Below are 12,754 nucleotides of genomic sequence, written 5' to 3'. Positions count from 1 at the left end.
TCAAAAGCCCCCGGTCCAAAACCGGGGGCTTTTTGCGTTGCATGAAGCGGGAATCGGAGAACCGCCGAGTGGCCGGTTTAGCGGGGGAAGGGCACTACAAACGGCGCAGCATGTCCCACATGAGCTTGAATTCCTTCAAGCGGTTCGCGTCATCTTCGAATTGAAGACCCACCAGCGTGGCGTTGTAGCCTTCCTCGAACTCCGTGTCGCTGAATTCGTAGCCGTATTTGGCGAGAACCTCTGCGCGATCCGCCGCATTCGATGTTGAGATCAGCTTGTCGCGGAAAGTTTTATCGGTGAGAATCTGCTTGAGAAATGGGCGGACATGGGCCATGGGCATGGGGTAGCTCCTTCGTCTCGTATGGTCGCGCATGTTACCACGCACAGGTTTTCCGGGCCATGGAAAAAACCATCGCGCGGGTCGTGTTGTCTGCGATTCCGTTGCCCTTCGCCCGGACCTGTGCTACCCGACACGAATCCACAAAAACCCGCAAGGAGTCCGAGCGATGCGTCTGAATCCCAAGGAATGCATTCTGTACAGCGGCGGCGCCAACGGAGCGGAACAGGTTTTCGGCGAAATGGCCGAGAAGTACGGGCTCGATGAAGTCAATTACAGCTTCGAGGGGCACCAGCTTGCCCGGACCCGCGGCGTGCGCATGCTCACCCAAGAGGAGTTGAACCTCAAGGACGTCAGCATGACGTATGTCTCTCGCCTCATGCATCGCGACTACTCCCGCGCGCCCCTTTTTCGTAAGGTTTTGCAAACCATCTGCTGGCAAGTTTCCAGTGGGCACGAAGTTTACGTCGTCGGATCCATTTTGGAAGACGGTACTGTCAAGGGCGGCACGGGCTGGGGCGCGGAGTTCGCCAAGCTGTGCAACAAGCCCCTGTACGTTTTTGATCAAGTGAAGGATGGTTGGTTCTTCTGGGACAAGGAGAATTGGGAGAGCTGCGGGGAGCCGACGATCACCCATAGTCATTTTACGGGCACGGGCACTCGCTTCCTCGAAGAAAACGGCCGCAAGGCCATCGCCGTCCTCTTCGCCCGAAGCTTTGGCTAAGCGACGATCAAAGCGTAAGAAACGCCCACGTTAAACAGGATTTTCTCGAAGACTTACTTGTCCTTGATGGGCCGCGTGGCGGCCATGGGAACTGGAGGTGTATAATGAGTGCAGCCGAAAAAATATCTACCCTCAACGATTACCGGCACGAGCCCGAGAACCAGCCTGCGGAGGCTCCGGAGAAGACCAGCCGCGACATGGGCAAGGTGGCCCTGTTCGTTTCGATTTTGGCGGTCCTTCTTTTGGTAGTGTTCTTTTTCGGGCTGAACCAGAATTTGAAGGGGCTGACCGCCGAGGTGCAGGTCATGAGCGGCGACGTGGCTGCACTGAAAACTACGGTGGCCGACATGCCCGAGCAGGTGCGCAAGTCCATCGTGGCCGACGAGCTTTTCGAGATCACCTCCAAGCTCGGCTACATGCGGGGCAAGGTGAGCGAGGAGCAGGCCGCCCGTCTGACCGAGGCTCTGACGATCCTACAGGGGATTCAGGGACAGGTGCAAGAGTAGCCCTGGAATGTGATAACGACTCTGCGCGCCTCGGATCCCCTGATCCGGGGCGTTTTTCTTTAGCATGCACTTGAGATATGCGGATGCGTCCGAATACCCTTGATCGTCGGGAGTGTGGCGTTTCTGCGTAGTCTGGGGTAGATGCTTCCTAGGAGTTTGACCCCCGATGGCAGAGCGCAGCGGGCACCACGAGCATGCGCCGGTGATTCTTCATCTGGATATGGACGCCTTTTTCGCGTCCGTGGAGGAGGTGGACAACCCGTCGCTCAAGGGCAAGCCAGTGATCATCGGCGCGTCGGACAGGGGCGTTGTTTCCGCGGCTTCCTATGCGGCGCGGAAATTCGGCGTCCATTCTGCCATGCCCGTGGCCCGGGCGCGCAAGCTCTGTCCACAGGGCATCTTTCTGCCTGGACGTCACAAGCGCTATGGAGAGATCTCTCGCCTGGTGATGCGGGAAGTGGCGAATTTTTCGCCACTCGTCGAGCAGACCTCCGTGGATGAGGCATATGTGGATATCACGGGCATGGGACTCTTGCACCAAAGCCCGCGAGTCCTGGCCATGCGCATGAAGGAGCGGATTCACGAGGTGACGGGCCTAACCTGTTCGATCGGCATTGCCCCCAACAAGTTTCTGGCAAAGATATGCTCGGACATCAACAAGCCGGATGGCATCTACATTCTGCCTCCCCAGGATATTCCGGCCTTTTTGACGACCCTGCCGGTGGGACGCATTCCTGGCGTGGGTAAACGACTCGAAGCGGAATTGAACTCCCTGGGCGTGCGTCACACCTCGGATATCCTGCGCTTTACAGAGGCGTTCTGGGCCGGTCGCCTGGGTGAAAAGGCCGCGCAGTTTCTGTACGCCAGAGCCAAGGGTGAGGGGAACGCGGTGCTCAGGCCCCACGCCGCGCCCAAATCCTCGGGCGCGGAAAACACCTTCCGCGCCGACACGAATGATCGTGAGGAACTAAAGCGGTGGCTGATGCGTCAGTCCGAGCGCGTGGGCCGTGATCTGCGCAAGGAAGGGTATTTCGGCCGGACAGTGACCTTGAAGATGAAGTTCAAGGACTTTCGCACCATCACCAGGAGCCGGACCCTGGCCCGTCCGGTTCAGTGCACGGACGACATCTTCAGGGCGGCCGAGGAACTTCTCGATGCAGAGTCGCTTCCCATGCCGCTTCGGCTCATCGGGGTGAGCGTCTCGGGCTTTTCGCGCGGGGAGCGGCAGCTTGGGCTTTGGGACGAGCCGGGAGAAGAAGAGATGCTTCGCCTGGACAAGGCGCTCGACGCCATTAAAGAGAAATTCGGCGGTACAGCGGTTTTTCGGGGCCGTACGTTCGATTTCTGGAGAACCGGAAAATAAGGAGAGCGCGTGTTCACGCAGACACAACTTGAAAAATACGCCGAAATTCTTCTTTGGGGACTCGGCATCTCGCGCAAGGAGCCGTTTAAGCACGGCGACGCGGTGTTGGTGCGCTTTGACAAGGCAGCCCTTCCCTTGGCCGAAACGGTGCATGCGCACCTGCTCGACGAGGGGCTCAATCCCGTGCCGCGCATGACCATGACCCCGACCATGGAAACGGATCTCTACCGTCTGGGTCGGTTCAATCAGCTCAGGTTCGTTGCGCCGGGCGAGGAGCATCTCATGCGCGGTCTGGCCGGGGGCATCTACCTTCTCGCGCCTGATTCCCTGACACATCTGTGCCATGTGAATCCCGAGGACATCACGGTGCGGCAACTGGCGCTCAAACCATTGCGGGACATTTTGGACCGCAAGGAGGAATTGGGCGGCTACGGGTGGACTCTGGCGTTGTACCCGACCTGCGCGCTCGCTGGGCATTCCGAGTTGTCGCCCGAAGAATATTCCGCGCAGGTCGCCAGCGCCTGTCACCTGGGGGCGAGCGAGCCGGTCAAAGAATGGCGTCGCATATTCGAGCACGTCCAGGAGATCAAGTCCTGGCTCAACGGGCTTTGCATCTCTTCCCTGCACGTGCAGTCCGAGAACACGGACCTGGAGCTCTCCCTTGGCGAGCGGCGACGCTGGCTCGGCATCACCGGGCACAACATTCCGAGTTTCGAGGTCTATACCTCCCCGAATCAGAACAGCGCGCGCGGCGTGTTCTACGCCGACCAGCCGTCCTTTCGCAGCGGCAACATCGTGCAGGGCGTTCGGCTCGTTTTCAAGGGCGGCCAGGTTACGAGCCTCTCGGCGGAGGCGGGCGAGGGTTTCGCGCTCCGGCAGATATCCATGGATGCCGGAGCGCGGCGGTTGGGAGAATTTTCGCTCACGGACAAGCGCTTCTCACGCATCGACAAATTCATGGCCCACACCCTGTTCGACGAGAACTACGGAGGGGAGCACGGCAACTGTCACGTGGCGTTGGGTATGTCCTATTCCGACACCTTTGACGGCGACGCCGCGATCCTCGACGAGGCCATGAAAAAACAACTCGGCTTCAACATCTCGGCCATGCACTGGGACCTTGTGAATACGGAGGACAAGGTCGTGACCGCGCGGCTTCCCGGCGGAGAACGGCGGGTTATCTACGAGCGCGGCCAATTCACCCTCTGAACTTTTTTAAAAAACCCTGCTTGCGGGCTTGGCATCCAGAGGGACTTGTGATAATTGTCACATGTCCTTTGGTTACATGACACTAAAGTCCCTTTAGGAGGAGATCATGGCTATCATTGCTGTTGGTCACAAAAACCCGGATACCGACACCATCGTGTCGGCCATCGCCGTCGCCGATCTCTACAAGAAGGCGTATGGCAAGGACGTCAAGCCCGTGGCTCAGGGCGCCGTGAACCCCGAGTCCAAGTTCGTGCTCGACAAGTTCGGCCTGGCCGCTCCCGAGATCGTCACCGACGCCACCGGGCAGCAGATCATCCTGGTCGATCACACCGACCTGTCTCAGTCCCTGGCCAACCTCGACAAGGGCGAGATTGTGGCCGTCGTGGATCACCACAAGCTGGGCGACGTGACCACCACCAACCCGCTCGAGATGTGGGTCTGGCCCGTGGGCTGCTCCTGCACCGTGATCAAGGGCATGTACGACTTCTTCAAGGTCGAGGTTCCCAAGCCCATCGCCGGCGCCATGCTCTGCGCCATCCTCTCCGACACGGTCATGTTCAAGTCCCCGACCTGCACCGACGCCGACAAGAAGGCCGTTGACGCCCTGGCCAAGATCGCCGGCGTTTCCGACTACATGTCCATTGGCGTGGAGATGTTCAAGGTCAAGTCCGCGGTGGAAGGCACCCCCATGAAGGATCTGCTGAACCGCGACTACAAGGATTTCGACATGTCCGGCAAGAAGGTCGGCATCGGCCAACTCGAGGTCGTGGACCTGTCCATCCTGACCCCCTACAAGGACGGTCTGTACGCCGAGATGGAGAAGGCCAAGAAGGAAGGCGGTAACCACTCCGTGTTCCTGCTCCTGACCGACATCATGAAGGAAGGCTCCGAGATGCTCTGTCTGACCGACGATCCTTCCGTGGTCGAAAAAGCCTTCGGTAAGAAGATCGAAGGCAAGAGCGTGTGGCTGGACGGCGTGCTGTCCCGCAAGAAGCAGGTCGTGCCTCCCTTCGAGAAGGCCTTCAAGGGCTAGGCTCCAAGGATTCGCCTGACTGATATTAAAGGCCCGTCCGGTTCGCCGGGCGGGCCTTTTCGTTTGTAGCGGCAGGTGCGGATTGCCGGGCACGGCGCGAACGGGTAAAGATACGTGTTCGTGTCGCCAAGATATGCCGATCGCCAAGGAGGACCGCATGCAGCGGAAAAAGGTCTTCATTACCCGTAAAATCCCGCAGGCTGGAGTCGCGCTTCTTGAGAAATCGTGTGACGTAATGATCAACCCGGAAGACAGACCATTGTCGCGTGAAGAGCTTCTGGCCAAGGTCGCGGAAGTCGACGGGGTCATCGGGTTGCTCACGGACAAGATCGACGCGGCGTTTTTCGACGCGGCGAAAAATCTCAAGGGATACGCCAATTACGCGGTGGGCTACGACAACATCGACGTGGCCGAAGCCACGCGTCGCAAGATTCCAGTCTCCAATACACCGGATGTTCTGACTCTGGCCACGGCCGAGCTCGCCTGGGCCCTCATCTTCGCGGTGGCACGCCGCGTGGTCGAAACGGATGCGGTGATGCGCTCCGGCACGTGGACCGGCTGGGGGCCTTTGCAGTTCATCGGGCTCGACGTCAGCGGAAAGACGTTGGGCATCCTCGGGGCAGGGCGCATCGGCGCGGCAGTGGCCCGTATGGCCCAGGGATTCGGCATGCCTCTGATCTATTACAACCGCTCCTCTAACCCTGAACTTGAAGCGCAGACCAAAGCCCGGAAAGTTTCCTTCGATGAGTTGCTGGCCCAGTCTGACTTCATCAGCATCCACGCCCCGCTGACCCCTGAAACGCGCCACCTCTTCAACCGCGAGAGCTTTTCCCGCATGAAGCGCACGGCCGTGCTCGTGAATACCGGGCGCGGACCGATCATCAAGGAAGACGACCTCGTCTGGGCGCTTCGAAACGGGGTCATCGCGGGCGCGGGGCTCGACGTCTATGAATTTGAACCCCGCATGGCCGAAGGGCTTTCGGAACTGAAAAACGCCGTGCTGCTGCCCCACATCGGGTCGGCCACGAACTCCTCGCGCGACGGCATGGCCGAGCTTGCGGCGCGCAACCTGCTCGCCATGCTCGCGAGCGCGCGGCCCCCGACGATCCTCAATCCGGAAGTGCTCGGTTGAGGCTTTTGGCAGCCTCGGCTTTCAGCGGTGACGACAAGACAATGGAGACAGCGATGACGAAGGACGCGCTACGCGACGCGGAAGCCATATTCCGGGCCGGACTCGCCCGGGTCGATCCTCTGGGCATGATGGAGCGCATACTTTCGCTGGATGGCGACATCCTGCGCGTGCGCACGGAGAGTGAATCGTTCGCCTACGATCTGTCATCGTACGAGCGCATCATCGTGCTCGGCGCGGGCAAGGCCTCGGCCCGCATGGCGCTCGGTCTGGAGCGGCTGCTCGGCAAGCGGATCACTGGGGGCATCGTCGCGGTCAAGGAGGGGCACCTCGAAGACCTCGCCCACGTGCGCTTGATTGAAGCCGCCCACCCTGTGCCGGACGAGCGGAGCGTCCGCGCGGCCGAAGCCGTGCTGGAGGAGGCAGGCAAGGCCCGGCCGAATGATCTGGTCATCGTTCTCGTTTCAGGCGGCGGATCGGCCATTCTGGCCGCGCCGTACAAGGACGAGACGCATGCCCTGACCCTTGAGGACAAGCAGGCAGTGACCCTCAAGCTGCTCGCCTCGGGCGCGTCCATCCAGGAAATCAATTGCGTGCGCAAGAAACTTTCACGCATCAAGGGAGGCAGGCTCGCCCAGGCCATTGCCGGGGCGGACGTACTGAGTCTCATCCTTTCCGACGTCATCGGCGACGATCTGGACGCCATCGCGAGTGGGTTGACCGTGCCCGACAGCACGACCTGCACGGACGCCCACGGCGTGATCGAGCGTTATGGCCTGTCGGGCAAGATTCCCGCCTCCGCGGAGGCCGTCTTGCGCGACGGGGCAAAGGGCTGCCTGCCGGAAGCGCCCGGCTGCGGCGACAAGGCGTTCGACACGGTGCGCACGGTGCTCATCGGCACCAATCAGCAGGCCCTGCTTGCGGCGTGCGACAAGGCGCGTGAACTCGGCTACGACACGCTGCTCCTGAGTTCGCACCTGACGGGCGAGGCGCGAGAGATCGCGGGCGTGTTCCTGGGGGTGGCCAAGGACATCGCCGCCCACGGCATGCCCGTGAAACGTCCGGCCTGTGTCATCGCGGGCGGCGAAACCACCGTGACCCTGCGAGGCCAGGGCAAGGGCGGCCGCAATCAGGAGATGGCCCTGGCCTATCTTGCGGGCCTTGATCGTTCGCCCAAGGACGCTCGCGAGGCGGTGTTTCTGGCCGCATCCACGGACGGCAGCGACGGCCCAACGGACGCCACCGGAGCCTTCGCCTCGGCTTCGATCTTGGACGAAGGCCTACAGAAAGGCCTGAAGCCAGTCGCCTTCCTCGCCCACAACGATGCCTACCATTATTTTGACAAGCTCGGCCGACTCCTGAAAACCGGACCGACCAACACCAACGTCTGCGACATCCAGGTTTTGCTCGTGCCCTGAACGCGTTTCGGTGAGTACAAAAAAGTCCCGCCGGACGTGCGTCCGGCGGGACTTTCCGTTGCTGGGGGGCGATTGGATCTAGACGAGTCCGGCCTTCTTCAGGATGTCGCGCAGGCAAGCGTCGTTCTTTTCTTCGAGGGGAACCAGGGGCAGCCGCAGCTCGGGGGTCAGCCGACCCATCATGCCCAGAGCAGTCTTCACCGGGATGGGGTTGGTCTCCAGGAACATGGCTCGGCAAAGGGGCGCAAGGGCGTAGTGCAACTCGCGCGCCCTGGCCAGATCGCCCGCGAAGAAGGCGTCGCACATCTGGGACATCATTTTCGGGGCCACGTTGGAGACCACGGAAATCACGCCTTTGCCGCCGATGACCAAGGTGGGCAAAACGGTGAAGTCGTCGCCCGAGAGCAGGGTGAAGTCGGGGCCGCAGCATTCCATGACTTCGGAAATCTGGGTCAGGTTGGCCGTTGCTTCCTTCACGCCCACCACCTCCGGGATGCTCGCCTTCATGGTCGCGAGCGTCGCGGGCAAAACGTTCGTGCCCGTGCGACCGGGCACGTTGTAGACGATGAAGGGCATGCTCACTTCGGCGGCGATGGCTTTGAAATGGGCCACAAGACCGCGCTGGGTGGGCTTGTTGTAGTAGGGAGTGATGAGCAGCGCGCCGTCGGCCTTGGCGTCTTTGGCGAAACGGGTCAGTTCGATGGCCTCGGCCGTGTTGTTGGAGCCCGCTCCGGCAATGACCGGGACGCGGCCCTTGACCTGATCCACGCAGATGCCGATGACCCGCTTGTGCTCCGCGTGGCTGAGGGTGGCGGATTCGCCCGTGGTGCCGCAAGGAACGAGGCCGTGGATGCCTTGCTCGATCTGCCACTCGACGTGGGCGCGATAGGCCTCTTCATCGAGGGAGCCGTTCTTGAAGGGGGTCACGAGGGCGGTAAAGGCCCCTTGGAAATGCATGGCGGACTCCTTTTGGCGCTTAGTCGTTCATGATCCGGCCAGCAGCGCCGCAACGGCCGGGTCGTCCGGCAGATCGTCCCGCAAGGGCAGGACGTCGAAGCGCAGACTCGAATTGATCCACACGTCGGCTTTGCCGGGCTCAGGCCAGGAAAACGCGTCGATACGCCCCACGCCCTTTCCGTCGGAATAGGGTCGGACCCACAGCGTTTTGCCGAAGGCCATGGGCATGCCGACCAAGCCCCGGCCGGAGCCGCCGCCGATAAGGATATGAAATGCGCCATCGGCGCGACCGATAAGCAATTGCTCGGCATCGATGCCCCAGGAAGAAAGCCCAATGACGAGGTCGACCTTGCCGGACAAGGAGGCTGCAGTCTCCACGACTTGGGTCATGAGGGCCGAAGGCGGCGTCTTTCCGTACGTGTCGGGCAAAAAGATCAGCCCCACGGTTCTGTCCCCCACGCGCGCGAGTGCTGTGTCCGGGGCGCGGGGCGCGATGAAACCAAGCGGCACGGCGGCCTGGACCGCTTCCAGGGCCGACTTTTCGGCTTCAAAGAGCAGGCCAGCATCGTAACCGAGTTGGCCATAGACCCGAGCCATTCGTTGCAGAAGTCCGGGCTTGGGCATGACGCCGTTTTCGTCCCGGAACTCTCCGGCGCTGGCCAAGAGGAGCAACCCAATCCCACGATCTGCCCGAATCCGGGCGAAGAGGGTGGCCCTCCGGGCCAACCCGCCAAGCGTCGTTTTGCCTCAGGTGGGGCAGGGCAGGTATTCGCCGTGGCTCCTGCCGGTATACAAAATCGTCAGGACCGGTTCGCTGCCCGCCTTGGCGGGCGGCGCGGACACAAATAAGACGAAGGCCGCGAAGACGAAAAGAAACCGTCCCATGCTATTTGTTGAGGTATTCCTTCAACTCCTTTCCGGGACGGAAAAAGGGAAGCCTTTTGGGATGAACTTCGACCAGGTCGCCGGTCTTGGGATTGCGGCCGGTGTAGCCCTGGTAATCTTTGACTTTGAAGCTGCCGAAACCGCGGATTTCGACGCGGTCGCCACGAACCAGCGAATCCTTGATTGAATCGACGAAGGCATTGACGATGACCGCCGCCTCGTCCACGTGCAACTCTTTCTTTTCAGCGAGCTTCTTGATGAGTTCGCTCTTGTTCATTCGCATACCTCGGAATTATGTTGGCGTGCCATCCGGGAAACGTTCCCGAACGGTAGGAAATCCAGTCTGTTCCTATCTCCCGGCGTGGCCGAGAGTGCCCAAAAGACACGCGGTTCGTCAAGCCCCCCGGTCGTGGAGATCGGGAAAACCCTTGAGCGGCGGAGTGGCCGCGATGAGTTCCAGGTTGTCCTGGCGGAAACGCTCGAATTTGGCGGCCACGGCCGCGATGTCCTTGGCCGCGTTCGAGGCGGGCGCGAATTTCATGAGTGGCGTCTGATGGCGCACAGCCTCGACGACGCTCTTGTCGTGGCGCACCGCGCCGAGCATCCTGATGGTGATGCCCAGAAATTTCTGGCAGGCTCCAAAGAGACGCTCAAAGGTCTGTTTGGCCTCGCTGTGACTCGCCTGATTGACAACGACCAGAAAGTCGTCGATGCCGTGCTGCTGTTTGAGCACCTTCATGAGTGCATACGAGTCGGTGAGGGAAGTGGGCTCCGGCGTGACGATGACGACGCGCATCTGGGTCATGGCCGCGAAGGAGAGCACCGTCTTATTGATGCCCGCGCCGAGGTCGAGAATGAGAAACTCATAGCCTCCCACGAGTTCCACTAGCTTGCCGAACAGCACGGCCTGCATGTCCTCGTCCATTTCCACGAGTTCGGGAACCCCCGAGGCTGCAGGCAGAAAGTCAAGCCCGTGGCTCTCGATGGGCACCACAACATCTTTCGGGGTCACGTCGGGCCGCAAGAGGTCCTGAAGATTTTTTTCGGGCGAGAGCCCGAGCAGGATGTCCATGTTGGCCAAGCCGAGGTCGCAGTCCATGAGTAGCACGGAGCTACCGCTTTTGTGCAGCGCCTGTCCCATGGACAACGAGAGGTTTGTCTTTCCCACTCCGCCCTTGCCGCTCATTACGGCCACGGACAGGGTTTTGGCGACGTTGTCGAATGCGCCTTTCATTTTATCCCCGTGAACAGGAATTTCTTTTCGTTGGAATGGACGAGGCTCTTTTCCGGTAGCGGAGCCGCCATGTCGGGTATGGCCGCGCTCACGTGTCTGTTCTTACCCGAATGCTTGGCCTCGTAGAGCGCCTTGTCGGCCAATTCCACCAGTTCGACCGGAGTCAGGGCTACGCGTCCCTTGTAGGAGGCGATTCCGGCCGAGCAGGTCAGACGGATGGGTTCTCCGTCGCAGTCGAGTTGCAGTTCTCGGACAGCCTTGAGCACTCTATCCACCATGGTTTGTGCCCTGATGAGGCCAATGCCGGTGAGGACAAGGGAGAACTCCTCGCCGCCGGTGCGGGCGGCCAAGTCGTAGCGCCGTTTTTCCTCGAGCAGGACGTTGGCCACGGCAACCAGCACCTTGTCTCCGAAGGGATGTCCATACGTGTCGTTGACGCGTTTGAAGTCGTCGAGATCGAGGACTACCAGGGAAACGGGCGTGCGATTGCGGCGGCACCGTTCCACCTCGATGTCCAGGACCCGTTCGAAGGCCCGGCGGTTGGCAAGACCCGTGAGGGGGTCGTGTTCCGAGAGGTGCGCCAGCCTCGCCAGTCTCTCCTGGAGCCGCTGTAGTTCGGGAAAGAGATCTCCGCTGATCGGCATAGCCAACCAGTCCGCCAGATTGTGGTTCTCGGAAAGACTGTGCCAATCCGAGATGGGCAACCCTGGGCAAACGCGCAGGATGGCCAGCACCTCTTCCGATGAGCGCGATTCGCACACGCCTCCGGTCTCGCTCAGGATGGTCCGTAGCCGTTCAAGTTCGCGGGCCAGTTCGAGGCCGTTGTCGATCTTGGTACCGTCAGCCATGAACATGCAGAAGGTAGCTTCGAATGAGGTGGTCGATTTCGCCGTCCAAAACGGCCTCCACGTTGCCGATTTCCGTGCCGGTTCGGTGGTCCTTGACCAGCCGGTAGGGCTGAAGCGTGTACGTGCGTATCTGGCTGCCGAAGCCGATGGCCTCCTTGGTCTCGTACTGGGCTTGACGCTCGGCCTGACGCTTCTTGACCTCGACCTCGTACAGTCGGGCCCGAAGAATTTTGTAGGCGGTCTCTTTGTTGCGGATCTGCGACTTTTCGGTCTGGCACTGAGCCACGATGCCCGTAGGCAGATGGGTGAGCCTGACCGCCGAGCTCGTCTTGTTGACGTGCTGCCCGCCCGCGCCACTGGCACGATAGGTGTCCACGCGCACATCCTCCTCGCGAAGATCGATCTCGATATCGTCCTCGACGTCCGGGTAGACGTCCACCGATGCGAACGACGTATGGCGTCGTCCCGAGGCATCGAAGGGGGAGATGCGAATCAGGCGGTGGATTCCAGCTTCTCCCTTGAGAAAGCCGTAGGCGTAAGATCCCTCGATCTGCAGGGTGACGCTCTTTACGCCCGCCTCGTCGCCTTCCAGGAAGTCGAGGAAGGAAACCTTGAAGTCCATGCGTTCGGCCCAGCGGCGATACATGCGCAGGAGCATCTCGGCCCAGTCCTGGGCCTCGGTCCCGCCTGCGCCAGGGTGGATTTCGAGGATGGCTGCGCTTTTGTCCTCGGGCTGTGAGAGCAACTCGGCCAACTCCATTTCCTCGATGAGGCGCTCCAGGGCGTCGATCTGTTCGCGCAACGCGGTCAGGACATCCTGGCTTTGTTCATCCTGAGCCAGGACGAGCCATTCCTCGACGTCGTCGCGCCTCTTGCGCAGTGCCGAAAGTCTCGCCGCCTTGTCTTCCAGGCGACTTTTCTCCTTGAGTATGGGGCGTAGTGCCTCAGGCCTGTCCCATGCGCCGGGTTTGGTCAGCTCGTGCTCGATTTCGGTCAGGCGTTCGGAAATGGCCGCGGGGTCAAAGACGCCTCCACAAGGAGTCGTACTTGTCCATCAGCGGAAGGCTTTCGGTCTTGAGGTCGGCGTATTGCAGCATGGTCTGGGCAATCC

14 protein-coding genes are annotated in these 12,754 nt (G+C 60.9%); 7 read left to right on the top strand and 7 right to left on the bottom strand.

The features are described from left to right. Window positions 1-94: 94 nt before the first annotated feature. On the bottom strand, window positions 95-340 hold the full coding sequence (locus DSAT_RS14645; RefSeq protein WP_020888316.1) for a Nif11-like leader peptide family natural product precursor: 246 nt from the start codon (window positions 338-340) through the stop codon (window positions 95-97). A 166-nt stretch (window positions 341-506) separates the two neighbouring features. On the opposite strand from DSAT_RS14645, the gene DSAT_RS14640 reads away from it, so the two are divergent. From DSAT_RS14640 to DSAT_RS14610, 7 genes are all read left to right on the top strand, one after another. Then, window positions 507-1,061 carry a hypothetical protein gene (locus DSAT_RS14640; RefSeq protein ID WP_020888315.1) on the top strand — a complete coding sequence of 185 codons (555 nt, stop codon included), beginning with the start codon at window positions 507-509 and terminating at the stop codon, window positions 1,059-1,061. A gap of 104 nt (window positions 1,062-1,165) precedes the next feature. Further along, complete coding sequence (locus tag DSAT_RS14635) at window positions 1,166-1,567, top strand: hypothetical protein (protein WP_020888314.1); 402 nt, start codon at window positions 1,166-1,168, stop codon at window positions 1,565-1,567. 166 nt (window positions 1,568-1,733) lie between these two features. After that, window positions 1,734-2,930: a DNA polymerase IV gene (gene dinB, locus DSAT_RS14630; RefSeq protein ID WP_020888313.1), complete on the top strand. Its 1,197-nt coding sequence runs from the start codon at window positions 1,734-1,736 to the stop codon at window positions 2,928-2,930. A 9-nt stretch (window positions 2,931-2,939) separates the two neighbouring features. Next, entirely contained in the window at window positions 2,940-4,139 is a 1,200-nt protein-coding gene (locus DSAT_RS14625; RefSeq protein WP_020888312.1) for an aminopeptidase, read from the top strand. Between the two features lie 106 nt (window positions 4,140-4,245). Further along, entirely contained in the window at window positions 4,246-5,172 is a 927-nt protein-coding gene (locus DSAT_RS14620; RefSeq protein ID WP_020888311.1) for a manganese-dependent inorganic pyrophosphatase, read from the top strand. A 157-nt stretch (window positions 5,173-5,329) separates the two neighbouring features. Continuing rightward, window positions 5,330-6,304, top strand: coding sequence for a 2-hydroxyacid dehydrogenase (locus DSAT_RS14615; protein WP_020888310.1), 975 nt, complete (start codon window positions 5,330-5,332; stop codon window positions 6,302-6,304). Between the two features lie 53 nt (window positions 6,305-6,357). Beyond that, the gene (locus tag DSAT_RS14610; RefSeq protein WP_020888309.1) at window positions 6,358-7,719 is read left to right on the top strand and encodes a glycerate kinase type-2 family protein; all 1,362 of its coding nucleotides are present in this window, start codon (window positions 6,358-6,360) and stop codon (window positions 7,717-7,719) included. A gap of 78 nt (window positions 7,720-7,797) precedes the next feature. On the opposite strand, the gene dapA is transcribed toward DSAT_RS14610, so the two are convergent. From dapA to prfB, 6 genes are all read right to left on the bottom strand, one after another. Next, the gene (gene dapA / locus DSAT_RS14605) at window positions 7,798-8,676 is read right to left on the bottom strand and encodes a 4-hydroxy-tetrahydrodipicolinate synthase (protein WP_020888308.1); all 879 of its coding nucleotides are present in this window, start codon (window positions 8,674-8,676) and stop codon (window positions 7,798-7,800) included. 27 nt (window positions 8,677-8,703) lie between these two features. Beyond that, window positions 8,704-9,561 carry a UshA-like (seleno)protein family 2 gene (locus DSAT_RS15010; RefSeq protein WP_420705115.1) on the bottom strand — a complete coding sequence of 286 codons (858 nt, stop codon included), beginning with the start codon at window positions 9,559-9,561 and terminating at the stop codon, window positions 8,704-8,706. Window position 9,562: 1 nt separating this feature from the next. Beyond that, window positions 9,563-9,838: an HU family DNA-binding protein gene (locus DSAT_RS14595; protein WP_020888306.1), complete on the bottom strand. Its 276-nt coding sequence runs from the start codon at window positions 9,836-9,838 to the stop codon at window positions 9,563-9,565. Between the two features lie 117 nt (window positions 9,839-9,955). After that, a complete protein-coding gene (locus tag DSAT_RS14590) occupies window positions 9,956-10,795 on the bottom strand; it encodes a MinD/ParA family protein (RefSeq protein ID WP_020888305.1) in 840 nt (279 codons plus the stop codon). Next, window positions 10,792-11,643 (bottom strand): GGDEF domain-containing protein, encoded by an 852-nt coding sequence (locus tag DSAT_RS14585; protein ID WP_040371430.1) that lies wholly within the window; start codon window positions 11,641-11,643, stop codon window positions 10,792-10,794. Before DSAT_RS14585 ends, DSAT_RS14590 begins: the two co-directional genes overlap by 4 nt. Further along, window positions 11,636-12,740 (bottom strand): peptide chain release factor 2 gene (gene prfB / locus DSAT_RS14580; protein ID WP_174375664.1). Its coding sequence is split into 2 segments (ribosomal slippage): window positions 11,636-12,664 and window positions 12,666-12,740, totalling 1,104 coding nucleotides; the frame shifts between segments, so codons are not numbered across the junction. The genes DSAT_RS14585 and prfB overlap by 8 nt, the downstream gene beginning before the upstream one ends. Between the last annotated feature and the right edge of the window lie 14 nt (window positions 12,741-12,754).

It is taken from the genome of Alkalidesulfovibrio alkalitolerans DSM 16529 (assembly GCF_000422245.1).
In the GTDB taxonomy this organism is placed as follows: domain Bacteria; phylum Desulfobacterota; class Desulfovibrionia; order Desulfovibrionales; family Desulfovibrionaceae; genus Alkalidesulfovibrio; species Alkalidesulfovibrio alkalitolerans.
This window is presented reverse-complemented; position numbering and strand designations above follow the sequence as displayed.